The organism is Psychrobacter sp. DM4 (assembly GCF_051307035.1).
Taxonomy (GTDB): Bacteria; Pseudomonadota; Gammaproteobacteria; order Pseudomonadales; family Moraxellaceae; genus Psychrobacter.
Genome location: NZ_CP195536.1, coordinates 1,365,686 through 1,392,095 on the forward strand (window position 1 = coordinate 1,365,686; position 26,410 = coordinate 1,392,095).

23 protein-coding genes and 1 pseudogene are annotated in these 26,410 nt (G+C 41.1%); 13 read left to right on the forward strand and 11 right to left on the reverse strand.

Going from position 1 to position 26,410, the window contains the following annotated elements; translation table 11 throughout:
* Positions 1 to 168: 168 nt before the first annotated feature.
* Genes ACR64G_RS05840 through ACR64G_RS05850 form a run of 3 tightly spaced genes read right to left on the reverse strand, consistent with a single transcriptional unit; the run spans position 169 to position 1,879 of the window.
* Entirely contained in the window at positions 169 to 432 is a 264-nt protein-coding gene (locus ACR64G_RS05840; protein WP_435980562.1) for a hypothetical protein, read from the reverse strand.
* A 40-nt stretch (positions 433 to 472) separates the two neighbouring features.
* On the reverse strand, positions 473 to 1,570 hold the full coding sequence (locus tag ACR64G_RS05845) for a PLP-dependent aminotransferase family protein (RefSeq protein WP_435980563.1): 1,098 nt from the start codon (positions 1,568 to 1,570) through the stop codon (positions 473 to 475).
* On the reverse strand, positions 1,571 to 1,879 hold the full coding sequence (locus tag ACR64G_RS05850) for a winged helix-turn-helix domain-containing protein (protein ID WP_435980564.1): 309 nt from the start codon (positions 1,877 to 1,879) through the stop codon (positions 1,571 to 1,573). It abuts the gene before it with no gap.
* 155 nt (positions 1,880 to 2,034) lie between these two features.
* Here ACR64G_RS05850 and ACR64G_RS05855 point away from each other — a divergent pair, with 155 nt between their 5' ends.
* Both ACR64G_RS05855 and ACR64G_RS05860 read left to right on the forward strand, forming a co-directional pair.
* Positions 2,035 to 2,676, forward strand: coding sequence for an FMN-binding negative transcriptional regulator (locus tag ACR64G_RS05855; RefSeq protein ID WP_435980565.1), 642 nt, complete (start codon positions 2,035 to 2,037; stop codon positions 2,674 to 2,676).
* A gap of 63 nt (positions 2,677 to 2,739) precedes the next feature.
* Positions 2,740 to 3,465, forward strand: a complete 726-nt coding sequence (locus ACR64G_RS05860; RefSeq protein WP_435980566.1) for a DJ-1/PfpI family protein — start codon at positions 2,740 to 2,742, stop codon at positions 3,463 to 3,465.
* Positions 3,466 to 3,644: 179 nt separating this feature from the next.
* On the opposite strand, the gene ACR64G_RS05865 is transcribed toward ACR64G_RS05860, so the two are convergent.
* Complete coding sequence (locus tag ACR64G_RS05865) at positions 3,645 to 4,550, reverse strand: EamA family transporter (protein ID WP_435980567.1); 906 nt, start codon at positions 4,548 to 4,550, stop codon at positions 3,645 to 3,647.
* 57 nt (positions 4,551 to 4,607) lie between these two features.
* Positions 4,608 to 5,312 (reverse strand): LysE family translocator, encoded by a 705-nt coding sequence (locus ACR64G_RS05870; RefSeq protein ID WP_435980568.1) that lies wholly within the window; start codon positions 5,310 to 5,312, stop codon positions 4,608 to 4,610.
* Between the two features lie 140 nt (positions 5,313 to 5,452).
* On the opposite strand from ACR64G_RS05870, the gene ACR64G_RS05875 reads away from it, so the two are divergent.
* Both ACR64G_RS05875 and ACR64G_RS05880 read left to right on the forward strand, forming a co-directional pair.
* Positions 5,453 to 6,853 (forward strand): PLP-dependent aminotransferase family protein, encoded by a 1,401-nt coding sequence (locus tag ACR64G_RS05875; protein WP_435980569.1) that lies wholly within the window; start codon positions 5,453 to 5,455, stop codon positions 6,851 to 6,853.
* 307 nt (positions 6,854 to 7,160) lie between these two features.
* Entirely contained in the window at positions 7,161 to 7,295 is a 135-nt protein-coding gene (locus tag ACR64G_RS05880; protein ID WP_435980570.1) for a transposase, read from the forward strand.
* Positions 7,296 to 7,525: 230 nt separating this feature from the next.
* Here ACR64G_RS05880 and ACR64G_RS05885 read toward each other — a convergent pair whose 3' ends face one another.
* Together ACR64G_RS05885 and ACR64G_RS05890 are read right to left on the reverse strand one after the other, a co-directional pair.
* Positions 7,526 to 8,629, reverse strand: coding sequence for an alkene reductase (locus ACR64G_RS05885; protein ID WP_435980571.1), 1,104 nt, complete (start codon positions 8,627 to 8,629; stop codon positions 7,526 to 7,528).
* 3 nt (positions 8,630 to 8,632) lie between these two features.
* The gene (locus tag ACR64G_RS05890) at positions 8,633 to 9,913 is read right to left on the reverse strand and encodes an SGNH/GDSL hydrolase family protein (protein WP_435980656.1); all 1,281 of its coding nucleotides are present in this window, start codon (positions 9,911 to 9,913) and stop codon (positions 8,633 to 8,635) included.
* 139 nt (positions 9,914 to 10,052) lie between these two features.
* Here ACR64G_RS05890 and ACR64G_RS05895 point away from each other — a divergent pair, with 139 nt between their 5' ends.
* Complete coding sequence (locus tag ACR64G_RS05895) at positions 10,053 to 10,964, forward strand: LysR family transcriptional regulator (protein WP_435980572.1); 912 nt, start codon at positions 10,053 to 10,055, stop codon at positions 10,962 to 10,964.
* A gap of 334 nt (positions 10,965 to 11,298) precedes the next feature.
* Complete coding sequence (locus ACR64G_RS05900) at positions 11,299 to 11,454, forward strand: transposase (protein WP_435980573.1); 156 nt, start codon at positions 11,299 to 11,301, stop codon at positions 11,452 to 11,454.
* Between the two features lie 411 nt (positions 11,455 to 11,865).
* On the opposite strand, the gene ACR64G_RS05905 is transcribed toward ACR64G_RS05900, so the two are convergent.
* Positions 11,866 to 13,233, reverse strand: a complete 1,368-nt coding sequence (locus ACR64G_RS05905) for a PLP-dependent aminotransferase family protein (protein ID WP_435980574.1) — start codon at positions 13,231 to 13,233, stop codon at positions 11,866 to 11,868.
* 156 nt (positions 13,234 to 13,389) lie between these two features.
* Between ACR64G_RS05905 and ACR64G_RS05910 the strand changes: the two genes are divergently transcribed.
* Positions 13,390 to 14,562 (forward strand): MFS transporter, encoded by a 1,173-nt coding sequence (locus tag ACR64G_RS05910; RefSeq protein ID WP_435980575.1) that lies wholly within the window; start codon positions 13,390 to 13,392, stop codon positions 14,560 to 14,562.
* Between the two features lie 173 nt (positions 14,563 to 14,735).
* Here ACR64G_RS05910 and ACR64G_RS05915 read toward each other — a convergent pair whose 3' ends face one another.
* Positions 14,736 to 15,647 carry a LysR family transcriptional regulator gene (locus ACR64G_RS05915; protein WP_435980576.1) on the reverse strand — a complete coding sequence of 304 codons (912 nt, stop codon included), beginning with the start codon at positions 15,645 to 15,647 and terminating at the stop codon, positions 14,736 to 14,738.
* Positions 15,648 to 15,823: 176 nt separating this feature from the next.
* Here ACR64G_RS05915 and ACR64G_RS05920 point away from each other — a divergent pair, with 176 nt between their 5' ends.
* The 5 genes from ACR64G_RS05920 (at position 15,824) to ACR64G_RS05940 (ending at position 23,496) form a co-directional block, all read left to right on the forward strand.
* Positions 15,824 to 16,195 carry a carboxymuconolactone decarboxylase family protein gene (locus tag ACR64G_RS05920; protein ID WP_435980577.1) on the forward strand — a complete coding sequence of 124 codons (372 nt, stop codon included), beginning with the start codon at positions 15,824 to 15,826 and terminating at the stop codon, positions 16,193 to 16,195.
* 42 nt (positions 16,196 to 16,237) lie between these two features.
* Positions 16,238 to 17,230 (forward strand): aldo/keto reductase, encoded by a 993-nt coding sequence (locus ACR64G_RS05925; RefSeq protein WP_435980578.1) that lies wholly within the window; start codon positions 16,238 to 16,240, stop codon positions 17,228 to 17,230.
* 1,427 nt (positions 17,231 to 18,657) lie between these two features.
* Positions 18,658 to 20,571: an ATP-dependent nuclease gene (locus ACR64G_RS05930; protein ID WP_435980579.1), complete on the forward strand. Its 1,914-nt coding sequence runs from the start codon at positions 18,658 to 18,660 to the stop codon at positions 20,569 to 20,571.
* Positions 20,568 to 22,211, forward strand: coding sequence for a UvrD-helicase domain-containing protein (locus tag ACR64G_RS05935; RefSeq protein ID WP_435980580.1), 1,644 nt, complete (start codon positions 20,568 to 20,570; stop codon positions 22,209 to 22,211). Before ACR64G_RS05930 ends, ACR64G_RS05935 begins: the two co-directional genes overlap by 4 nt.
* Positions 22,212 to 23,055: 844 nt before the next feature.
* The gene (locus ACR64G_RS05940; RefSeq protein WP_427550947.1) at positions 23,056 to 23,496 is read left to right on the forward strand and encodes a DUF7673 family protein; all 441 of its coding nucleotides are present in this window, start codon (positions 23,056 to 23,058) and stop codon (positions 23,494 to 23,496) included.
* 1,538 nt (positions 23,497 to 25,034) lie between these two features.
* Here ACR64G_RS05940 and ACR64G_RS05945 read toward each other — a convergent pair.
* Positions 25,035 to 25,160, reverse strand: a complete 126-nt coding sequence (locus ACR64G_RS05945) for a hypothetical protein (RefSeq protein ID WP_256713876.1) — start codon at positions 25,158 to 25,160, stop codon at positions 25,035 to 25,037.
* 99 nt (positions 25,161 to 25,259) lie between these two features.
* A complete protein-coding gene (locus ACR64G_RS05950; RefSeq protein ID WP_435980581.1) occupies positions 25,260 to 26,093 on the reverse strand; it encodes a cation transporter in 834 nt (277 codons plus the stop codon).
* A 76-nt stretch (positions 26,094 to 26,169) separates the two neighbouring features.
* Here ACR64G_RS05950 and ACR64G_RS05955 point away from each other — a divergent pair.
* Positions 26,170 to 26,244 (forward strand): annotated as a pseudogene (locus ACR64G_RS05955) (IS1 family transposase); the annotation flags it as partial.
* Between the last annotated feature and the right edge of the window lie 166 nt (positions 26,245 to 26,410).

Consider the following 26,410-nt stretch of genomic DNA (forward strand, 5'->3'; position numbering starts at 1 on the left):
AGCGCTTATTCCTAGTGGAATGTTAGGTATCAGCTCAAAGAGACAGGACTCTTTTTTGCCGCTCCTTTGATAAAAATAGTCTCTGTCAGTGATATGACCGAATATCAAACAGGCCCTAATATAATCATACTTTATTGATAGTATCTAAACCTCGTCAGATATTAACTATCAATTTACAGTAGCTGTATCATCATCAAGTAAAGGAGTTATAGGAGTGATGACATAATCGTGTTGAACATCTGGCGCACTATCTACTGGTTTTTGAGTAGTTTTAGGGAGCTGATGCTGCTTAATTTGAGCTTGATTGCGTTTTTTGACCTCGTCAATCAGCTTTGATAGTTGTTCATTATCTTTCTCAATATCGGCGTCTAACTGCTGAGTGTCTTGGGTTTGCTTTTTTATAAAGATTTGACTATATAAAAATGCATACATTAGAGTTTATAGAATAAATCTTAAAATTTGAAACCAGTTTTCAAAAGCAGCCATTGACTTTGTTTAAATATATATTCAACCATTCCAGAAACTCATCGCTAGTCGTTGCCACATTCAACCGTAAATAGGTTGATGCTTGCGCCTTTGGATTAAATAGTTGTCCTGGTGCGACAAGCCAGCCATTTTTATAAGCATCTAACGCCAACTGCCCAGAATCTACTCCTGTATCAACCCAAACGAAAATACCTGAATTAGTATGTTCAGGGTAGGATAGACCTACTACTGATAATGCTTTACGCATATACTGATGGGCAAGATAGAGTTTTCGCTGAACCTTTTTGAGCTGACGCCGATATTCTCCCTGCGTCCATAGCTTATGAACCACACGTTCACCAAACTCTGGTGAGGTCATATTGCTAAGCGTTTTAAGCTTAATTATCTGATTGATAAATTTATCAGGACTGACCAACATGCCCACGCGCCAGCCTGATGCCATCGACTTTGAAAAACCAGTGGCATAAAATACTCGCTCAAACTGGTCTATATTGGCATACCTAAGCGGCTTATCATTAGCTAAAAATACGGCGTATAAATCATCTTCGAATATATAGGTATCGTATTCATGCATTAAGTTTAAAACTTGATGGGCGCGGGCAGGGTGCAAATTATAAGACGTTGGATTGTGTAGCACGCTGTTAGTAATGTATAACTTGGGACGGTGTTCTTCTAAAAGCTGTCTCATTTGTTCAAAATTTGGCCCTTGGTAGTCACGTTCAACTGATATTACTTGATAGCCTTGTTGCTGTAGCGTACTTGATGTCCAATACCAGCCCGGACTATCTACTACAACCGTGTCGCCTACGTTTAGCAATAGTTGAATAACTGTCAGAATAGCCTGCGAAACTCCTGTTGTAGTAACAATATTATCGGCGCTGGTATGAATACCTAGTAAATCCAAATACTGGACTAATTGCTCACGCAGAGGTAAGTAGCCTTGAATCTCACCGTAGTTATAAATAAAGCTATCGATATCCTGATTAACTTGCCTGACCGCCCACTGCATCCTATCATTTTTAATCCATTCAACGGGCAGCTCCCCTGAACCCGGCGCTCGGTGATTGGGAGTATCGCTAAACATTTACTGTACGAGCCAGCTGGTATCAACCATAGGCTCTTTATCTAAAATATCTGAATTTCTATTTTGGATAATCTGAGGTAAAACGTAATAGCCTGAATTTGGCTTAGCCGTCAATACATTAGCAGCGACCAATTGCTCATAAGCTTGGGTTACGGTAAAGCTGGAAACATCTAAAATTGTAGCTAGTTTACGTACAGAAGGTACTCTCTGGTAGGGTTTGTAGACTTGACTATCAATCCGCTGCTGAATCCATTCGGCTACAGCAGCAGTTTTACTGATAGTAGGATTGAGCGAGTGAGTGTCATTCATAGATAGTCGGCTTACTAGAAGTTATATTTTATATTCTTAATTGTCACGGGCTATCTAACTATACACTTTGTTGGTAATTTTGAAAAATGCCTCGGTACGGCCAAGTCGTAAGGTAATACTATTACTCCATGTACACCACGAAACGACATGGAGTTATGATGTTTACCCCCAAAGCTTTTAAAGAAAACAACTTTGAGACCATACAAGCCTTTATCAAAGAACAACCGCAAGCGACGGTGATTGCGCAAACGAACAACGGACTTGAAGCGAGTCACATTCCTATGTATTGGCAAAACGATGGCAGTGAGTTTGGTTGTCTTTATGGTCACATTGCCAAAGTAAATGCGCTAAATAACAGCGATAATCTCGACAAGGCGTGGCTGATTATCTTTCAAGATACGGGACATTATATCAGCCCTAATTGGTATCCTAGTAAAGCGCTAACCCATAAAGAAGTACCAACATGGAATTATCAAAGCATACATATCACCGGCAATGTCAGCTTATTGACTGCACCTGAGCAACTTATCGAGATTTTATCGAAGCAAACGGCTGACTTTGAAGCCAACCAGCCCAACCCTTGGTCACTTGATGATGCGCCTGTAGAGTACATTCAGGCGATGTGTCGCGCCATCGTTGGTATTCGTGTCAATATAACCGATGTTCAAGCGCAGTTTAAGCTGAGTCAAAATAAAACGGTTGAAAATAGAACAGGGGTGGTCGCAGGATTGAAACAGCTTGGAACGTTTGAGGCTGGCAAGATGGCGATGTTAGTTGATAAGGTAAATGAAGATTAAGCTTGATTATAAGGGTATGAATAAGCGATGTTTAATTTAACAAAACTAACTCAAGGACACACTATGACAACCCTGCGCACTGTTGGTATCTTACTATTTAATGAAGTTGAAGTATTAGACTTTGCAGGACCTTTTGAGGTGTTTTCTTTAGCTGAGAATGATAGCAGTGATAAGCATTTTAACGTTATCACTATCGCTGAGCAGACAGACCCAATATCCGCTAGAAATGGATTAACCGTTATTCCTGATTATAGCCTTGATAATCATCCTGATATTGACGTTTTAGTCATTCCGGGTGGTTATGGCGCTGAGAAGGTTGAGATCAATAATCAAGTAGTTATTGATTGGATTGTAAGTCAATTTAAGATGGTAGAGTTGACGCTTTCGCTATGTACAGGTGCGTTGCTACTAGCTAAAGCTGGATTACTCGCTGGCAAGTCAGCAACGACCCATTGGATGGACTTAGATAATTTAGCGTCCTATCCTAATATTAATGTTATTTCTAACACTCGCTATGTCGATGCCAGCGACGAGACCAATAAGCTAGTTACTTCAGCAGGAATAAGCGCAGGTATTCATGCCAGTCTATATTGCATAGAGAAGTTGATAGATCGCCAAACCATGCAAGCAACAGCAAGACGTATGGAGAAAAATGCCGAGAAAGGCGCAAACAGCCACTGCTGCCATGATTCGCTTATCACTGGTTTTATTACTAGACTTATGACTAGAGCCTACAAACTCAGTAGTGATAAGCTGCTGATATTGAATGCGTCTTGGCGTTTTGCTTAACAACGCTGATAGCAAGACAAAAGCAATAATCGTTTTAGAAAATGCAATATCGTTACTTTTGAGCCCAGTGTTCATCAGTAGCACACTGAATATAGCTATTGTGGCGTTGAGTGCAGCTGCCGTTAGGGCAAATGAAACACCTAGTGAATTACTTAAGTTATGGTTTGATTTTATCATTTTCATGGTTTTAATTTGACAACCCTTTTACCAAGTATCTTTTTTCTATCCGTAAAGTTAACGGTCAAAAGAATAAGTCCCAGTAAAACCAATCCTGATCCTATAAGTTCAGTGATCGATAGCACTTCACCATACAACAACCAACCAAAAAATAAACCCGATATTGGCACTAGCAATGAATAAGGGGTGACTTTGGATAGACCGTGCTGACTAATAAGACGTGTCCAAACAGCATAACCGAATAAGGTCACTATTAGCGCTTGAAAGACAATCGATATCCAACCCTTAAGATTTGGCATCTGCAATAAAGTATTAAACTCAACGCCGTAAAATAGCGCATAGACTACCGATAGTAATAATATCGGCACAGGTACAAATAAGCTTGACCACACCGTAAAGCTGACTACGTCTTTGGGCTTAGCAATTTTGATAATGATATTACAAATCGTCCAAAAGATAGCTGCCATCAGCATCAAACCTAAACCTACATAACTGAGGCTATCCGACTTAAAAATACAGATAGCCATGAACCCTAATAGCGCAATGATGATGCCCACGACTTGCTTAGTTTTCAAAGTTTCTTTAAAGACCACAACGGCGGCTAAAACGGTCAAAAAAGGACTCATTTGTAGTAGTAGGGACGCTATACCTGCAGGCGTGCCTAAGAATACCGCTAAATTCGCCAGTCCCCAAACGCCCGTACCGAATAGTACGCCGTAGGTTATGACATAGCGCATCGCAATATCAGGCTTTTTTACTATGAACACCATAGGAGTAGCAGTTAATAAAAACCGCAGTAGCGTCATGGTCATCGGATGCACGTCTTCAACACCCCAACGAATGACCACAAAGTTAAAGCCCCAGATTAGAACCACGGCTATCGCTAATAGATGCTCTTTTATAGTCATTGTTATGTTTATCCATAATTAGAAAGTTTTATTGAAATAAATAAAAATAAATAAGCCTTATAACCACAGTGTCACCGCACAATACAGCGTCATAAGTACAATCAAAGCATGAATAACGCGCATGACTCGCGGCAGATGCACCAGTTTTCGCAGCCAATGACCGCCTGCCGCCCAGCAGCTGATTGATAAGATATTGATGACAGCACTCATTGCAAGAAGCGAGTAGTTATCTAACCAAGGCCTGCCAGCATGGAACATCGCTAGACTTGGTGCTACTACTGTCATGGTCCACGCTTTGGGATTAAGCCATTGAAACAGTAGTGCCTGCCAAAAATTAAGCGGTAATTCGCCAAAGCTTTTTTTAGCTTCGATAACGCTTTCACTTGATCGCCTGCGACCTTGTTCGTATTGTAGAGCTTCATTAACAACAGCGATAAAGTCGGTTTTAGCCATCTGATAGGTGAGCCATAATAAATATAGCGTACCTAATATTTTTATAATGAGCATAATGGGCGGGAAACTGACGACTAGCGCTGCCATACCCCAATAGCTTAGCCAGAGCATAACGGTGACGCCAAGCGTAATACCAAGCATATGAAAGCGGCACGCCCAAAATCCGCGTTTAATACTCCCATGAAGTAGCATTAAATTATTGGGTCCAGGCGTGATGGAATTGACTAGCATAAAGATAGCTAGTGCTATTACACTGCCTTCAAAACTTGCGGTTATACTCATCTTTTCCCATTCTAAAATGCTAAACATGATCGATGAAACCAACTATAGTTTAAATAGCCATAACAGACCCGATACAGTTTCGCTGATGGTAAACAAAGTGTATAGTCACTCTCAGCATCACAATTCATTTATGCATAAACTCAGCACAAAAATAGGCATCTCTCATTATGGTCGAAACCTATACTCTCAATCCCAATTTAACTAAGACCGCCGCCGTTGCTGAATGGATACAGCAGCGTATTGATTGGCAAATTTATTTGCCCAATCAGCGCGTGCCTTCGGTGCGAAAATTAGCAAAACTATTAGACATATCAAGCTTTACGGTGGTACAAGCCTATGAGCAGCTGGTTGCTACTAACGTATTAACCGCTAAACCTAGTTCAGGGTATTATGTCAATGTACTAGCAAGATTGAATGAATCGAGTAGCAGTAAAGAATCGATTGCCAAATATCCTGTGATAGACACACGCTGGCTAGTCCAGCAGGTATTCAGTGATATTCCGCATGAGCGCTCGCCGGGGGTTGGCACTTTGCCTAGAGACTGGGTGCGTAACGACAAGATGGAGTGGGCGATACGGCAAGTCACCCAGCAAGCCGATAGTTTTGTCTATGATTATGGCGATGTGCAAGGCTACCTGCCACTACGTCAACAGCTGGTGCAGCATCTGCATACGCTTGGGATGCAGACTCATACTGATGATATCGTGACTACCGCTGGCGTGTCGCAAGCCGTGACCATGGTCGCGCAATTACTTACCCAAGCGGGTGACACGGTGGTCGTTGATGGGCCGGGCTGGTACTGGCTATCAAGCTGCCTGCAACAACAAGGTCTAAATGTCGTCTCTGTAGAACGCGACCATCAGGGTCCTAACATTGATCAGATGCAGAAGCTATTCGCGGCGCATCATCCTAAGCTCTATTTGACCAATAGTGTGCTACACAATCCGACCTCCTATAATCTGCATCCTGCCCGCGCGCATCAAGTCATCAATCTTATTCACGAGTATGACGCTTATATTTTTGAAGATGATTTGTACGCCGCCTTTGTACCGGGTGGTCAAGTGCTGCGTTACGCGACTCTTGACCAGTTCGACCGGGTGTTTTATGCGACAGGATTTTCAAAGTCAATGTCGTCAGGCTGGCGCGTCGGTATGCTGGTCTGTCCTGATAACTATATCGATGATGTGCTTCGGATCAAAACCCTGAGTAACTTGAATACGCCCGAGTTTGGCGAACGGGTATGTCATCATTTGTGGACGCATGGTGAGTATCGCCGTCAGATTAAAAAAGTACAGCAACATTTATATAGCGCTCATGAAAGAATGCGAAAGGCGCTACCAAAGATAGAGCTCATTTATCCTGAGCATACGCAGGCGGGACTGTTCGTTTGGGTAGACACGGGGCAGGATACGAGTCAGCTGGCACTAGATGCCTATAAGGAGGGTTGGCTGGTCGCACCGGGGCAATTGTTCTATCCAGACGCTAGTGCTTCGACACATTTGCGACTCAATGTATCAACAACTAGCGATGAGTTTTTGGTTTGGTTAGGAGGGTATTTAGAACGGTAAAATATAAAAGTATGTCTTTGCTGAATTCAAATTATCAATCGTAGTTGCAACATGAAGTCTACTAACGACACTATATACGGTGACGAGTATGACAACTTCACAGCTATCTAAAACTATTCTTAAAATCGTTTTTATGCAAAATAGGGTTAATAAAATTGGTTTGTTACAACTATATACTTGATGGTGTCTCAAGACCTTTGATGGAAAAACTGTGTGGCCATTGTAGTTTTAGCAAAAAAGCTATTCATTGTCCTGATAGTATCTATTCAAACTTAACTTTTGAAGCATCTAATATTGTTCAATAAGTATGCCTACCAAACGTAGAGAATACACCCGAGAATTTAAATTAGAAGCCGTCAGTTTAATGTCAGATCACAAGTTTAAGATTGTAGAAGTGGCGAAGTCTCTAAGGATGGGTACATCAACCTTTTACTATTTATAATATCAACCAAGCCTAGTATTTCTAGTCACTATATAGTCACATTATTAATCTAAGTTTAGATAAAATTAGCGAAAGCTGCTATTAGTAATGCTAATCCACTATAAAATCGACAAAAACGAGCCAAGTATAAATCATACATCAGTAGTTTGAGTTAGGTTAAAACTGTGACTATTATTATTGGCAAGACTATATTTTTCTTTGAAAAGTATAACAATGGATAAACTCAAGTTTTATGGCTTTGATTGCTTCGGATAGTCAGTATAACCTTTAGCACCACCACCAAAAAACTGATCGGTATTGGGTTCATTAAGCAGCGAGTTATAACGCAGTCTCTCTGGTAAGTCTGGATTGGCTACGAACGGACGTCCAAACCCAATCAAGTCAGCCCAGTTGTGTCGCAATGCGACCTCAGCCCGCTCCTTGGTGTATTTTCCTGAATAGATCAATGTGCCATGATAGATCATACGCATTGCTTCTTTAAAGGTTGCTGGCATTTTAGGCGCATCTTCCCAATCAGCCTCAGCAATATGAATGTAGGTCACACTGATATCATCTAGCATGTTAGCTGCTGCTAGGTAGGTAGCTTGAGGAGTGTCATCTACAGCACCTTGTAAAGTAGTTAGAGGCGCAAGGCGCACACCAACACGCTTGCGTCCAGCCACACCAACTACAGCTTCGACTACTTCACGTAAGAAACGTAGACGATTGGAGAGTGATCCACCGTATTTATCAGTGCGTGTGTTTTCTTGAGAATCAATAAACTGATTAATAAGGTAACTTGCTGCATGTATTTCAACACCATCAAAGCCAGCTTCTAATGCATTTCGCGTTGCACTGGCAAAATCTTGTATGACTTGTACAATCTCAACTTCTGATAGGGCTCGTGGCTCTGAATGCTGCACCATCTCTCCAATGCCTTCTTGTGGTCCTTTATTTTCAGGGTCAATGAAAACTTTGACGCCTTTAGCAACCAACGGCGAAGATGAGACTGGCGCTCCACCATTCGGTTGTAATGAGAAGTGAGAGACCCGTCCTACATGTTGCAATTGCATAAAAATACGACCATTCGCTTCATGTACAGCATGGGTCACGCTGCGCCAACCAACCACCTGTTCAGTGCTATGGATACCAGGTGTCCACGCATAACCTTGAGCTTGTTGGCTGATCTGCGTGCCTTCTGTTATGATCAGACCTGCTGAGGCTCTTTGAGCATAATATTCAGCCATTAGTTCAGTAGGGACATTACCATTAGCTGCGCGCGCTCGGGTCATCGGAGGCATAATAATGCGATTGGGTAATGCCAAATCGCCTATCTTATAAGGTGTGAACAGCATGACTTAACGCTCCTGTAAATTTATCAGTGTGGCATTAGGTAGGACACCCAACATCTTAAGATCGACAGCTGCAGCCATCGCATGATTACCGTTATCGCTAGGATGTAGCCGATCGCCAGAATCGAAGGGCGCTGCTATGCGAGTAGGATGCTCGGAGTCACGCAGTACTGCATCGAAGTCGATCACATCATCGAACACACCACTATTGCGAACCCAGTCGTTTACTTGCTGACGCAAAGCGTCCTTATCAGGGTGATAATAGTCACTTAAAGGTGTTCCTGGCAGAGCACCTTCGAATGGCGTCAGCGTTGTACCAATTACGCGCACGCCACGGCTATGCGCCTGTTCAACTAATTGGCGGTAACCCGCCGTCATTTCCTCCAATGTCGGCCGGGAGCTTGTTGGAGCAAATGCTGTACCAGGCCAAGCGATATCGTTGATTCCTAGCATTACGATAACGCTCTGCACTCCGGGCTGAGCCAGCACATCGCGCTCCAGCCGTGCCAATGCATTGACACCCATACCATCGGAAAGTAAGCGTCCACCGGAAATACCTGCATTTACGACAGCTACTCCATGTGGTGCTAGTCGAGCGGCCAAATAATCAGGCCAGCGATTATTCTTATCCAAGCTGGCAGTAGCACCATCGGTTATAGAGTCACCAAGCACCACGACAGTGTGCGCCGTTTCAACAGCCTCAACTTGAATGCCTGATAATAGTGGTCGTGCTGTAGTGCTCTGCGCCGACTTTTGACCTGTTTTCAGTTTCGGAGTCATAGTCTGGTCACCAGATACGATCCAGCTGGTCTGACGACCGTCCCAGTGGAACGTGGTCAGCGGCGTCTCTTTTGGTAAATACAGACTGACTGCCACTTTTCCTAGCGCAGGAATGGATAACGCAATAGGATCACTGACCAGTGATGCGCCAGGGAGAATTGTCGCGGTGTCGCGGCCACCGAACGTCACACTACGCAAACTATCAGCAACGACAGTGTCGCTCGTCTTCGGCAGTGCAACCGTGGCTTTGCCCACAGTTAGCGATTGCTCACCATAAACATTGGATAACACGATACGCATGCGCGGCCCGCCTAGGCTCACTTGCGACACCTGCCGTATGGTCTGATCATGCAGTACGGCCGGAACGTTAGTAGGAAACAGAAAATCCGATCCCCATACCGATTGAGGACTAGCTTCCCATGTCGCCACCCAATTGGGCGTCGCAGCGAGAGCATGAGTTGTAAAAAGTGGTGCCCCAATTGTAAACGCGAGGCTCAATATTGCCATAGCAGACGTTTCGACAAGGTTTTGCATATCAATAATATCCAGTTCTTATAGAATAGCTAATGGTAAACCTAATAGCTAAAAGAGAGTAGACTACCTACTGGACAATCATTTATGATTTGAGTTCACAAAGGAGGTAGCTATGGCGCGCTCAAAGGTTAATAGGTCTGGTGAGTTAGAAGTACTTGTGCAGGTGGTTGAACTGGGCGGGTTTTCTGCCGCTGCCCGCGCTTGCGCAATGACGCCATCCGCTGTAAGCAAATTGATATCGCGCATGGAACAGCGTCTCGGAGTACGACTACTAAATCGCTCCACTCGACAGTTTCAACTGACTCCCGAGGGCTGTGTTTTTTATGAGCGTGGTGTGCGCGTACTGGCTGATTTGGACGAAGCAGAGCGCTGTGCCAGTGCGAATACTATTCCGCGTGGTCGGCTACGAGTAAACGCAAACGTACCTTTCGGTCATCATTTTTTGCTGCCACTTATTCCGGAATTCTTGGATTGCCATCCTGACGTGACGCTAGACATTGTGCTCACTGATGAAGTTATTGATATTTTGGAGCAGCGTACCGACGTAGCTCTGAGAGCAGGTCCGTTGAAAAGCTCGAACCTAATTGCAAGCAAATTGGGTGCTACACCAAAGATAATTGTTGGCGCACCCCTTTATCTAGAACGCTATGGCACACCTTCTACGCCACAGGAGCTGCTGGAACATAATAGACTGGGTTCAAACTATGTACGTACTCAGCAAGGTTGGCCATTGCTACAAGATGATGAAAGTATAGTGTTACCGGTTACTGGCAATACTCAAGCCAGTGATGGCGAAGCATTGCGCCATCTGGCACTGGCAGGCTTAGGGTTGGCGCGCTTGGCCTGTTTTCAGGTACGCGAGGATATTACCGCTGGTAGACTCCTGCCAGTGCTTGAAGATTGCAATCCGGGTGATCTAGAGGAGGTACATGCCGTGTACGTTGGACAAGGTGATTACCTACCATTGCGTGTTCGTGCTTTTCTAGATTTCTTAGTCGAGCGAGTTGATATCGGTATACGTTGATGCAATTGGCATGATTACTCTAGAATCAAACATTATGTACTACTGTTAGTCGCCAATAGGAAAACAGTCAGATGCAGTGTGTTATTGTTTCAGACTTAATTTATAAATACCAAATCCAAGGTTTTCTACGCTGCTTCTATGTCAGATTTTCGATTATAAAACCAGAAGAACTCAAGAATTAGGAATGAGATTTTCTCAGATAATGGATATCCCTGCAGTATCACCGCCAAGGAAGTGGCTAGAGTCTCAGACTGTAGTGGCATAATTAAATTGGACAGCTTATAAGAGGTTGTACTATATAAGAGGTTGTACTAACTGAAAGAGAACAACTAGTATGCCTGCCAAACGCCGAGAATACACCCGAGAATTTAAATTAGAAGCCGTCAGTTTAATGTCAGATCACAAGCTTAAGATTGTAGAAGTAGCAGAGTCACTAGGCATCGGTACTTCCACCTTAGATAGCTGGGTTGGCAAGTATCGACTAGAGTAGCAAGGGGTTACGCCAATTCAAGGGAGTGCACTCACTGATGAACAACGAGAGCTACAAGCGCTTCGCAAGTAAGTTAAGCAGTTGACCATTAAGCGTAACATACTAAAAAAGGCTTCAGCTCTGTTGGCATCGGACAGTCTAGAAGGCTACTACTAATAAGTAAGCTTGCAGAGCAGGACAAACAATTGAACAAGCGCAAACTATGTGAGTTGTTTGATGCGGTCAGAAGCAGTTACTACTATATTCATCAGAGCGTCATATTCTGCCATGAGTTCAAAATTAGGCTTTATCATAATACCAATGCCATCTTTATAGGTGACTCAGTATAACAATATTTTTGATACAAAAATTAAACTATGTAGGATATAGAACCAAACTAAAAGTTAATAGTTAATTCGACTATTTCCTGAGTTAATCTAATGACTCTACCAATACCTCGAATATTTTTGGATGACTCATTTGCGCCACATTAAAGCGCATAAAGCTCTCAGCACTCTTTGATTGGCTAAAGGCATTACCTGGGGCCAAGACCACGCCTTGAGACAGACAGCGCTTGGCTATACCAGTAGCGCTATTATTATCTGGCAAGCGGCACCAAAGAAACATACCTGCTTGCGGTGTCAGCCAAGGTTCAATACCCAGCCTAGCTAATCTAGATATTGTTTGTACACGAGCGTCGGCTAAGCGCTTATGAATCGCACTCATATGTTTGCGATAACCGCTATCCGTTAACGCTGATAATACAACTGCTGCTGCCAGCTGGCCGCCGCCGAAACCAGTCGCTATTTTCAAGTCAAGCAAACTCTCAACCCACTGGTTCGGCGCGGCTATATAACCGCAGCGCAAGGATGCCGATAAAGTTTTAGAAAAACTCCCGATGTAAAACACATTAGATAAGCTGTCTAATGCCGCAAGCCGTGGCGCAGGTTTGACTTCGAAATCAGCAAAAATATCGTCTTCGATAATATATAAACCAGATGCCTGAGCCAATTGTAAGACGCGGTAGGCAGTAGCTGGCGATAAGGTTGCACCTGTTGGATTATGGATAGCGGCATTGGTAATATATAGGCGAGGTTTGTGTTCCTTTATAACGGCTGCAAAGGCATCCACATCTGGACCAGTTGGTGTATAGGATACGCCTATGACTTTGACTCGGTGGGCGCGGAGTAGCGCTCGAAAATTAAAGTAGCAAGGGTCGTCAACGATCACTGTATCACCCGGTGTTAGTAAAAAGCGCAAGATCAAATCTATCGCTTGTGTACCTGATTCTGTCAATATTACTTGCGAAGGCTCAGCACTGATATCTAGTCCTGCCATACGTCGTGTCAGTAATTGACGTAATTCCAGTAACCCTAGCGGGGTTGCGTATTCACTGATAACCGTAATATCAGCCTTGGCTGCTTGCCTCAAACCACGGCGCATACCTTCTTCAAATAACCAGTCTGGCGGTAGCCAACCGCAGCCCGGTTTTAGGGCATTATCAGACGGTTCTAGCGCTTGTCGTGAGACCCATAGCGGATCTACTTCTCGATCAAGATTAGGGCCTATATCTGTCAACGTTAGAGGCGCTGTCGTCTCAGCCATATAAAATCCGGCTCCTGGACGCGAATAGATGATGCCTTCTGTTTGCAAACGCTCATAGGCTTCAACTATCGTTGATGGAGAAAAGCCATAGCTTGCAGCCGCTGCCCGTACGGAGGGCAAGCGCGTGCCTGAGGTATAGGTGACTGTTGCTATCTTCTCTTTAATATCAGTTATTACAAGCTCTATTTTAGTCACTTAAACTACCTTTCTTATTATAGGGTTTTACGCTGTATGGGTTCTATGCACCAAACAGTTATGCGTAATTGTACTGGATTGTATATAGATAACCTAAGGCACTTTTGTTTTAATCATTGACTCAAATCAATAAGATTTTCAGCAAAGCGATTCAATATGACGGCGACAAGAAACAATAAGTATTTGGCGTTTGCACTATGTGTAATTACAACCAGCGTCAATATCCAAGGACCGCTCTACGCGATTTACGCACAAAACGATGGTTACGGCGTATTGGCAACCACCATAGCCTTCTCTTTATATGTCCTAGGCGTCATACCCGTGTTGTTGGCTTTTGGTGGACTCTCCGATAAAATTGGAAGAAAAAAGACGATTTTAATCTCATTAGGTCTATCGATAGCCGCAACTGCTCTGATGATGTTCTACCCTTATACGCGAGCGTTAGCAGTAGCGCGACTGTTGCTTGGTGTGGGCACGGCCTTAATGGCAGCGACGGCTACCGCTTATATGATTGAGCTGATTGGCTCATCCGATACGGCACATGCAACGACTTGGGTCACTGCCAGTACGACGATAGGCTTTGGCCTTGGACCTGCGCTGACCACAGTATCGTTATTGGCTTATGAGTCGTCGCAACCTGCTAGCTTTTTTATATTACTGGCATGCGCGTTTTTATCCATGTTCCTAGTTTGGCAACTACCAGAAACGTCGCCTAAGCAATTAAATAAGGTATCGATGTTAAAGCTGCCTTATTTTAATCGCGAGGTCATATGGTATGGCGGCGGTATCTTAATATGCTGGGCAACCACAGGACTGGTATTGTCTATCATTCCATCAGTACTAGCCACGCATGGGCTCGCAAAATATGCAGGTATATCTTCTATGCTCGCCATCAGCTGCGGATTATTATTTCAGCCCATAGCTCGAAAGCTTGATCCGAAAGTATCAAGCAAGCTGGGTATTATGATTTTACTGCCAGCTTATACCTTGCTCGCTTGGGGTGCGCTACATGCGAACCTGCCAGCTATTCTTTTGGCCGCTTTTGCAGCGAGCAGTAGTTGCTATGGTTTTGTCTATTTGGGAGGGTTATCAGGGGTGACAAGATCAGCCGGAAAAGAGCAAGCTCGCGCTAGTGCGGGTTATTTTCTAATGGCTTATATGGGATTTAGTGTGCCGGTAATTTTTACTGGTTTAATCGTTGATCGCTATGGCGCTGCTGTTGCATTTTACGCTTTTGGGTTGTTTTTACTGCTTGGCGCGTTAATATTATTTGCAAGTGGGTCTATTTTGCAAGTAAATCAAGCGAGGTTTGAACCAAAAAATTTGTAGATATTAATTCATAGAAAGTTATGTTGGTAAGAATAGCTTTTATAGAGTTGAATTTTCTGTTAGATATCTGGCGTGAGTGACTATTAGTTCTTGAAATAGCTGTAATAAGACTCAATGAGAATTGACTTTCGAAGAAAATATATCAAATTAGTCTCGACTTAAAAAGTTACTTTCTATCTACCAAACACTTCGCCCAACCACTCTGCGACTGCGCTCACTCTTGCAGAGCGGCGGACATCAGGATGCATAACGACGTATAGAGGCTGCGATTGGCTCAAAGGTATCGTATTCTTATCCTGATTGGTAGGATTCTTATCAGGTGCTATTTCGTGTTCTGTTATTACTACTCTGTTAATAGGATTAATCGGCAGTAAATCTGGATTGTTAGCTGCTAAAAAGTAAGGCAAGATAGCAATACCCAATTGTTGATACACGCTACTATAGGTTACGTACAAGTCGTTACTACTAAAAATAATGGGGTAGTGATGCTGTTGTATTAGGTTTTGTGACCAATGTAGTAAACGTGCATTAGCGTGAAACTCAATGAGTTGCCACTGCTTGGCTGGCGTGCACTCAATATAGTCTTTATGGGCAAAAAAACCATATTTGACGTGAGATATCGCACGGATCAGTAAGTCTTCTTGGGTGGGCCGGCTTAGGCGTAGAGCAATATCAGCTTCTTTGCGATGCAAGTCACTAAAATGAACATCGCCGCGTAGATGTAGCACGATATCAGGGTAGCGCTTACGAAAAGCGGATAGCTTAGCTATTAATACTTCGTTAGCCAACACTGGCGGCGCAGAGATGACAACGCTACCTTGCATCGCGTTTTGGTCAATCGCCATACGTTTGAAGGTGATAATTTCTTTTTGTACCTCAGCAGCTTGCGCGTATAAGAGCTTACCTTCTTGAGTAAGAATATAACGCTTTCCCAAACGCTCGAACAAAGTTAAAGACAGGACTTGTTCAAGGCGTGCAATACGTCGAGACACAGTGCTATGCTGCACGTCCAACTGCTCTGCACAAGCCGTTAGGGTTTGTTGTTCTACTAAGCAAACGAAATATGCTAAATCATGCCAATCCATTGTTCTAACTCTCCTTATATCTAGTATCCGAGACATGCCTACCTCTGTCGTTGTAACACAAGCTATTGTGCATTATTGCACAGTAGCTGGTTTTCTGTCGTCTATTGTTTATGTAAGGTTTGGATTAGACTGATTCTAAGGTACTGGCCTATATAATAATGCAAAGGAGATAAACGATGAGTGATAGTGCGCTTACCGAGCACGGCAAATCTATTATGAACCAGTTACAAGAGGGTCTTGCTGATAGGGTATCTAATAGTCTGGCTGAGCTAGATACTGACTTGCCGGCATTGATTACTGATTACGCTTTTGGCGCAGTGGTCGGTCGCCCAGGTCTTGATCTAAAGTCCCGAGAGATGATAACGGTAGCCTCATTGATTACCTTAGGTCACCCTGCGCCGCAGCTCAAACTACATATGCGGGCAGCCTTAAATATAGGTGTCAGCCAGCAAGAGTTATTGGAGATCGTTATCCAAATGGCAATTTATGCCGGTGTACCCGCCTGTATGAATGCGTTGACTATTTATAGAGAAGTCATCGAAGTGTGATTGATAGGAATGACTTTAAACAACCTTAATACGGAGAATAAGATGCAAACAAGACTATTGCAGCAAATGAATCAGCCCGTTTCAGCTATTGGGCTGGGTTGTATGGGTATGAGTGAGTTCTATGGAGACAGTGACGATAGCCAGTCGTTAGCTTTATTGGATAAAGCACTGGAGCTTGGTATTAATTTCTTTGACAGTGCTGATACTTATGGCTTTGGACATAATGAGACGCTGCTGGGACAGTTCTTAGCCAATCATAAAGCGCAGCGTGAGCAGATTGTAATGGCTACTAAGTTCGGTATTGTCCGCGCGAAAGGTCAATACGAGCGCCGTTTGGATAATAGCCCTGATTATATTAAGCAGGCTTGCCATGATTCTCTACAGCGGTTGGGTACAGAATATATCGACCTATACTACTGTCATCGCCGTGACCATAAGACGCCAGTTGAAGACATGATGCAGACTTTGAGCGCTTTAGTGAAACAAGGAGATATACGCGGTATTGGTCTCTCTGAGGTCTCAAGTGCGACTCTGCGTCAAGCGCATGCCATACATCCTATTACGGCAGTACAAAGTGAGTATTCGCTTTGGTCACGCCAGCCAGAAGAAGATCTATTACAGACCTGCCGTGAGCTAGGTGTCAGCTTCGTTGCTTATAGCCCGTTAGGACGTGCTTTTTTGACAGGCAAGCTCGAAACTGAGAATTTAGCAGCCGATGATTTTCGCCATGCTGTACCACGATTACAGGGAGAAGCGCTCATAGATAATCAACAGATAGTGCAGCAGTTTAGTCAGCTAGCTGGCAAGTGGCAATACAGTAATGCCCAGCTATGTTTGGCATGGATGCTAAATAAACATCCGCATGTCATTCCTATCGCAGGTACGCGCCACGAAAAGTATCTTATGGAGAATGCAAAAGCTGCAGATATTGTACTCAAATCTCAGCAAATAGATGAATTAGATAAATTATTTAGTCCTAATAAGATAGCTGGCGCGCGTTATCCAAAAGCTGGGTGGGGCGGTATTGAGAAGTAGCGATGATCTGGCTATTCTATTTTGATTCTGAGAATAAAAGCTACAGAGTAACGTGTGGCTTTTTTGGTTTATAGCTGCGATGTAATTTTGTTATATAGCCGATACTAAATAAAACGGATACATTGTTTAACAACGCGGAACTAGTATAAATTTTGGGCTTGCTGTGCCTACGCCGCTCGATGCTGCAAAACTGATATTAAACAATAAGCATCCCAGTCTCGCTATATTTTTTTATATTGGACTGACTATACCACTTGTCATCTTTGCGCTTTCTAAGTCACCTATGCGGTGATATTTATATTATCAGGTTTCGTTTGAAGTCATAACTTCTGATTTTTGGAAACTCTATTTAAAGAGTTTCCCTTGCAAGCCTTGAGTAGGAGTAAGCAAAACACTGTTTTGCCCGACGCAAGACAAGAGCTATGCTCGCAGTTAGCAGTGCTTTGTTTAAACGGCTCTCATATTTAAAGGTGAGCAAGGATCAGCAAGCGTGTGGGGTACGTTTGTCCGCAGCGCAAGGCGAAAAGCTCCGCTTTAAGTGTGAGTTGCGCAGCTAAAATTGGTATGTCATCTCAATATAAGTCTTAACGCTGCTCATAAGCCACTTGTAAGTGTGTGAGATGGGGTTTTTTTGAACTTTTGAGTGAGGCGCGTTAAGAAACAGTCTGGGAGACTGTTTTAGCGGTGCAAGACGGAGCAATAGCGCAGTGAGTCAAGCCCATCACAAGGGAAAATCTATGATTTTCCTATTGAGGTCTACTAGGTGTTGTGACTTCTTAATTCAGAAATTCTATCTAAAGAATTTCTCTTGCAAACCTAACAAAGCAGTGCTTTGTTTAAACGGCTCTCATAAGCCACCTGTGCGGTGGTATCTATTTTATCAAATTTCGTTTGAAGTCATAATTCCTGAAAATCCTATTTAAAGGATTTTCCTTGCGCAGCTAAAATTGGCATGCAATTTTTTAACGCTGCTCATAAGTCACCTATGCGGTGATGAAGGATGTAAACAGACTAGACAGTCATTTTAAAGATTTCTAAGCCACCTATGCGGTGGTGAAGTATTTTTTGACCGTATTATGACCCGTATTTATTTTCTAAGCCACCTATGCGTTATATCTAGTAGATAGCATATAAATAAAATACAAGCTATATATTTATAGGTTCTTAGAGATAAATAGTTTTTATATATATAATATATATGTATAAAAACTATTCACTCAGTGTATGATTTGCAAATCATGGCTTATCATAGCGATAACAAAATACGTAAAGCTCTGTGTATCTAACCATCACCTATAATTGTTTATATGAAACATTGTTTAGTATTCATGATTAACGTATATTGACCAAATATTTTAAAAAAGAACATTTTGAATAGTAGAGATTTTAGTTGGTTTGCCAGTACTATAGAGAGAGGTAAGGTCACTATGATTTTAAAAAAAATGCGCTTATCTAATTTCCAATCCTTCGGTGAAGAAACAACAGAGATACAACTTGATAAAATAACTTATTTAATCGGCCCTAATGGTTCTGGAAAAACAGCTGTATTACAAGCACTTTGTAAAATGTTTTCTGTTGACCCGTCAATACGGAGATTAAAAAAGTCCGATTTTCATGTTTCTCATAATGAATCTGAAATTCCTGATGAAAGGAAGCTTTGGATAGAAGCAGATTTTGAGTTACCCGAAGCATCTGATTCTTCAGATCATACATCAACTACTATTCCGCCTATGTTTAATCATATGAGACTTAGTAGTATTACAGGACTTCCTATTATAAGATATCGGCTTGAAGCCACTATGGGAATAGATGGTGATATTGATGATCCAATATTACTATATGTCTTAGAGTTTGATCATATAGGTAATCCGACAAATACAAGTAGAGTATCTCGCTCAGATAGAAATCAAATTCAGATCCATTATTTACCTGCTAAACGTGATCCTTCTGAGCATGTCGCTTTTAGTACGAATGCCTTACTTGGACGCTTACTAAGATCAGTAAACTGGTCGAATGAGCGGGAGCAAATCAAGACACTTACAGATGAAATTAGTAATAGCTTGTCTAAAAACAGTTCTGTAGATTTAGTAAGTTCTACACTTAAAGACGTATGGAAAAACTTGCACAAAGGAAATTATTTTACTGATCCTAAAATTAATTTCTCTAATTCTGAAATCGAAGCTTTGCTTCGCCATATGTCTGTCTCCTTCTCTCCTGGTCATGATCAAAACGACGTGGATTTCTCACAGCTCAGTGATGGTCAGAAGTCTATGCTTTATTTATCTTTAGTACTTACTTCTCAAGCTGTTGGAAGAAAAGTATTAAGTGGAGATGATGCTACCTTCGATCCTGATAAACTTAATCCTCCTATATTTACTATTGTAGCTCTTGAGGAGCCTGAAAATAGCCTATCACCTCACTTTCTTGGCAGAATTGTAAGCTCATTAAACAGGTTGACGAATGGAGCTGATGCTCAAGCATTGATAGCCACACATGCGCCTTCTATATTAAAAAGAGTAGAACCTGAGAATATACGTTATTTAAGACTTGGAATAGATAGACAAACTAAGATTAGCTACATCACATTACCAGACAAGTCTGATGAAGCCCATAAATTTGTAAGACAAGCGGTGCAAGCATATCCTGAAATATATTTTTCAAGACTAGTCATTCTTGGAGAAGGCGATAGTGAGGAAATTGTTATTCCAAGACTACTACAGGCTAAAGGTATCCCAGCTGACGAATTTGCAATTACTATTGCACCATTAGGCGGGAGACATGTAAATCACTTTTGGAGACTTCTTACAGGACTGAATATCCCTCACGTTACTCTCCTTGATTTAGATATAGCTCGGTATCATGGAGGTTGGGGAAGAATTAAATACGTTAATGATCAACTTGCAAAATATACGCCAAGTAAAGTATTGCCACAAGATTTTGGTATACCAAGCTGGAATGATGTGACTGAGAAAGTTAGAAACTATCCAAACTATATTGAAGAGCTTGAAAAAAGAGGTGTTTTTTTCTCATCTCCATTAGATTTAGATTTTTCAATGTTGAAAGGATTTCCACAAGCCTTTCGTGCTGAAAATGAAATTTGCGATGACTCAACATTTAAAGCCGTTTTAGGTAAAGCCCACTTTGATCGCTTTCAATATACTGATGATGAACAACTATTATTTAGTCGTTACCATAAAAAGTTCAATTTAGGTAGTAAGCCAGCAAATCATATTGAAGCGCTAGCAAATCTATTAGACACAGATATTCTAAATAACATGCCCGAATCTTATTCTAGAATGATCGATGCAACTGAACGCTTAATTAATGAGCTACCTGAATGATTTCCACTTATGAATGGAAGCCAGCTAATGGTCTTATATTAGAACCTAATGCTATGGCTGTAGTTACATCCACTAAAAAATGTTATGCATTGACCGCAGGACCTGGTGCTGGAAAAACTGAAATGTTAGCACAAAGAGCTGACTTTCTTCTAAAGACACAAGCTTGTCGATATCCTAAAAGAATATTAGCAATATCTTTTAAAGTCGATGCTAGCAAAAATTTAAAAGAAAGGGTCATAAAACGTTGCGGTAGTAGTCTAGCCACAAGGTTTGATAGTTATACCTTTCATGCGTTTGCTAAAAAAATTATTGACCGTTTTAGAATAGTTTTAACTGGTCAAGAAGCGCTAGATTTTGACTATCAAATTGGTGAAAGAAGGGTTCACCGGAAGCAGATAACTTTTAATGACTTAGTTCCATTTGCCATTACTATTTTAGAAAGCTCAGAGATAGTAAGAAATATAATTAAGAGCACATATACTGATGTTTTCCTCGATGAATTTCAGGATTGCACTACTTTACAATATAAACTTATTAAGCTGGCTTTCTTAAATACTAGCGTTCGAATAGTATCAGTAGGTGATAGCAAGCAAAGAATAATGGGTTGGGCTGGCGCTCTTGAAGGTATATTTAAGTACTATACTGATGATTTTTCAGCTATTTCATTAGTTTTATATAGAAACTTTCGCTCTAAGCCTAGATTGCTTAGATTACAAAATGAAATTATACGCATTCTTGAACCAGACTCGGTAATGCCTGAAGCTTTGATTGCTGGTAATGAAGGTGAGGTTTCCATACAGTCATTTGCTGATGCAAAGCTTGAAGCTACATACTTAGCAAGTAAAATACAGCATTGGCTTCAAGTAGAGAAAATTCCTGCTTCTGAGATAGCTATTCTTGTATCTAAACAGATAGACTTATATGCTTGGAGCTTAATGAATGAGTTGAATACCCTAAATATACCTTTTCGTAATGAACAGCAATTACAGGATTTAAGCAGTGAGCCTATAGCTCAATTATTTGTTGACTTTTTAATGTGTATTTATAGCCCCAATGAGCCCGATTCTTGGACAAGACTCAACGAAACAATATCACTCTTTGATAATGAGAACCAATCCAGTCAGACTTTAGAAATAAGCAGATACATTCAAAATGAATGGAGACTTTTTAAGTCAACTAAAGACTACTCAAAATGGTGGGAAAACGTTCGTTTTTTATTGAAGACTTTAGGAGTTCAAAGATTAATAACATTATCTCCATCTTATGAGTCAACTGATTATCTGTATAAGCTCATTATCGATTTTAAGAATGAAATTGAAAGGACAATGATATCAGCATCAAACTTAATTAAAGCATTACTCAGTTTTTCTGGAGATGACGCTATTAGACTGCTAACAATTCATAAAAGTAAAGGTTTGGAGTTTGATACAGTCGTTATTATGGCTGTTGAGCAAGAGATATTTTTTGGAAATGTAAATGATGAAAGATGTGCTTTCTTTGTAGGAGTTTCACGAGCTAAACAAAGATTACTTTTGACACATGTAAGTAGACGTGAAGTTCCTCCTAGTCATTTTAAAAGATGGGATGTACGGAGAACACCACATCATGAGTTCTTAAGTTACTGTAGATTAGTATATTAGACGTATACCCCAGCATAATCAGCTATTTAAGCCCTAAAACGTATTAATAGACTACTGAAAACAGACCCCTAAGATGGAACCACTTAGAAAACTGTAACACTTGTAGGATTTTTCTCGATGCAAAACATTAAAAAACAGACCACAATATCGAGCCTAGACTTTAATAATCTACGCAAACTCATGGATGCCTTAATTAATCTAAAAAAATTGATAATCTGGATTCTCTTGATGCATATTACAGCTTTGAATGGCAAGAAGATGCTAATGAGATAATTGATGGTATCAATAAGTATGTAGAGCAAACGTTAGCTAGCCTAGAGGTAGAGAGCTACCAAAATTCTCACTGTAGTCTGATCTCTTTGAGAATATATCTACAGGATTTAAGGGTACAATAGATGGAATCACTAACGATGCCATTTTAACGAATGATGATAATGAAAAATTCACTTGGCTACCATTGACGAGCGCATCCCAGATTCTGTGTAACTGCTATTTAGATTTGTAACTATCCCCTAAAATAGCAAAGCTCTTCTTTGTACATGTTTTGCCGACGTGTATAACTGCGCGATAGTGCTTGTCTGTTTGATTTGTTTTCTATGAATACAGCTGAGACCCATATATATAGCATTGCTAATTTGATACTCGTTGTCGAGAAAATTTTGGTAAAACGATGCTAATGCTTCGTAAAATCACACCTAAACATTGTCAGATATTAGAGATGTAATGCTGCAAAGCTTTTTTGAGTACGCTTATAATCATAGAATGTTATTCTACTAATTGATATCGCGCGCGTGGGTAAAATAGAATTATGCCGCCAACGGCACAACCTACAAGGATCTAACATATGAAACCGACAGTCGAATACACCGAAGATAAAATTTTTATTCATCATGCGATGGGCACTGTGTCGATGAATCGCACTACTAATGAAGCGCGCGATAAGGCGATACTTGCAGATAATCTCGCGATGTTTGAGCAGGACGATTTTTACAAGTCGGAAGAATTCACTGCTGAATTCAATCAGCATCTGGAAACGGTAATTCTTGCTACGCGTGGCGGTGGTGCTGGTGCAGTAGCGTGTCGCGACACGCTGTTGAGCTTATATAACGGCTATGCATACAAAGCTAATCTGTCGAAATGGTATAGCTTAGACAGCACAAAACGTAAGGCTCTGCTCTTCGTGCTAGAGCATCAAACGACTTGCAATAGAAAAGACATCGACTTATATTTGCCCGAATATAAGATCGACTTCACGCGTATGAAAGAAGAAGTTTCGCACGACTAGGGATGTTGTATATGCCCGAATATAAGGCTTTAAATAATCAGTACCAACAGCTATCAGCCAATGATCATACAAAGCGAGAGTTAAAATAGGTTTTAAAGTTTTAGAAGACACATAAGATAGCTCAAACATTGCAAGATTTGTTATCTAGTCACTCTCCAGAGAGCCAAGCTTGTACTCAAGAAATAGCGGACTGCTTACTATTAGCTATTTCCAAGAAAAAAAGTATTAAAAACACTAAATGACGCAAAAATCGAGAGCCCAAAAAATAATGAGAAATGATTAATGGGCAACTATTGCAGATTTTGCGACAGTTAAACCTTCTTCTAAAAGGCAGTTGTCGCAAAAATTGCGACAACTGCCTCAACTTATGAAATGGAAAGAAAAATGTCTGATGACCCCCTATCCTTGTAAGTAAAGCTGAAATTGCGAAGCGCCGGCGCATCACTGCAGATACGCTTGCTAGTTTTGCAGTTGATAACATCCCCGTGAATCCTAAGATTCAATATATCTTTGACGACTTTGTAGAAGGTAAGATTGCGACCAGTGCAGAAGTGAAAGCTCTTTTGCTCAATCATTATTCTAAAATTGCAAAGCTATCTAAGCCCTGATAGTTTAAATGCATGCGCTTTTAGTCTCCACTGGTTATGCTTCTGCTTTACTAATAACAATTCAAAATCGAGGATTTACAGTCGGAGCCTGCAGGCGTAAAAAAGTTAAAAACACTAAATGACGCAGGAACGTATTCTGTTTTTAGAGCGTCTATTGCTCCTCTGAATTTTATTGAGTATACATAGATGCATATTTTGCTAATTTACATAATGTACAAGCATTGCGAGCACTACATTTTAATTTGATAAAGTCGCTTTTTTCTACACCATAATAATAATATTTACAATTAAAACAGAGGTTTGCGGATAGAATCATAGTTGTACAGAGTTTGAAAAGTCCTTAGTCGGTAGGAATATTACCGCAGCTTGGTAGGAGTTTGTTCACGGCTATATCTTATAAGTGTGCTCTCTAGAATCTTGTAAACCTTTCGTGCGTATTCAGCGTTTAATTATCATTTGTACGCTATCACACTAAATGACGCAGGAACGTATTCTGTTTTTAGAGCGTCTATTGCTCTTCTGAATTTTATTGAGTATACCTATGGCTAACCAATCAGGTGCTTTCATTGGTTCGGTTCCCTAGTGAGGACTTGAATCTTTGGCTGTGAGCTAATGGTATTAAGGTTTCAACTTGCTGAGATAGCCACAGTGTACTTCATGATGTACTTACCATAGATATTCTATCTATGATCGGTGCGCTAGTGAGGACTTGAAGAGACCATCCCAGATTCTGTGTAACTGACGTTTAGATTAAATACTTACACAAAATTTAGGAAGGTCTCTGAAAATTAACCACCTGACACAACTCGTCACCTACTAACAGATCTTGGCGGTCATAAAAGTTGCCCCAACGCTTATAATTATTATCCGTTCTCGACTCAGGGTTATAAGTAATGGCGATGTAGGTTTGAATTTTATTAGTGTCCTAAATTAGTTGACCACCACCAGATTCTTATCAAAGACTTCATCATCTATTATTCGCCAAACGGCAACTTGCTGATGGTCTTTGGTGGTGACTAGATTTAAAGTTTGTTCAATCATTGCTTGAGGTCTCATATCCTTATGATGTTTATTTGCTTCAAACCCAGTTACTTTACACTTAGCGGTTTAATTAAGCTACTTACTTGAGCTATTTGCTTCAGTTATTAGGCTTGGCTACTTACTCAACTTCAATATTCTAAAGGCGCCCTGAATAACTAAAGCAAATACGATGCTACCAATAATCAAATCAGGCGTACTAGAGTGTAACCAATTAACCAAAATCCCTGCAACAATTACCCCTAAATTGATAATCACATCGTTTGAAGTGAAAATCATACTGGCTTGCATATGGGCTTCTTCTTTTTTGCTTTTCGATTTTTGTAGTAAATAGAGGCAAATCGAGTTTGCAATTAGCGCAAGAATCGATATGACTATCATGGTAGAAAAGTCAGGTAACTGCTCATTGCCAAAGAAACGTCTTAGTACTTCTAAAAAACCAAGAATCGCTAGCGTAATTTGAAAATATCCGGCAATTCTAGCAATCCGTTTTTTCTTAATGACCGTTCCACCGACCGCAAATAAGCTAATTCCGTACACGAAGCTATCTGCTAACATATCTAAGCTGTCGGCGACCAACCCCATCGAACGAGAAATCAGTCCCGTGCTCATTTCAATAATAAAGAAAGCAAAGTTAATGACCAGCACTATCCATAGTAGCTTTCTTTGCTCAGCATCTTTTTTGTGACTAGAATCAGCATCAATTTTAAAATTATTGTTGGGATCAGAGGGGTCAATGGTTTCGGTCGAGAGTAGGGTGTCTCCTAATTTTAGGTCATGAATAGCAGTCTCTATCCCTTCTATATTGTCATGATGAAACACAGTTAATTGACGGTTAGGAATGTCGAACTCAAGATGTTTAATATTCGAGTGGCCCTCTAATTTCATTCGGATTAGGTTTTCCTCCGAAGGGCAGTCCATCTTCGATATTTTAAAAGTTGTTTTATTCATAGCTACATTTATATCCGGGTGGTGGTTCAAAAAGTAGGCTGGAAAAAAACAGGCTGAGAAATTGATAAATAGTGAAATGCAAATGACACTATACATCAAATGCCCAGCCTGTCTAAGTGACAATATAAAGAAAAATGGTTTCAAAAGCTATACCCTAGCGGAACTAGCTATTTAACCCTTCAAACTTATTATCAGACTACTTAAAACAGACTTTAATATGGAACCATTTATAACAGACTTTTGGATTATAGGACAGGTTACTACGCTTTTTCCCTATCATTAGCCTATACCCAAAACATAAAACCTCTAAACAATAA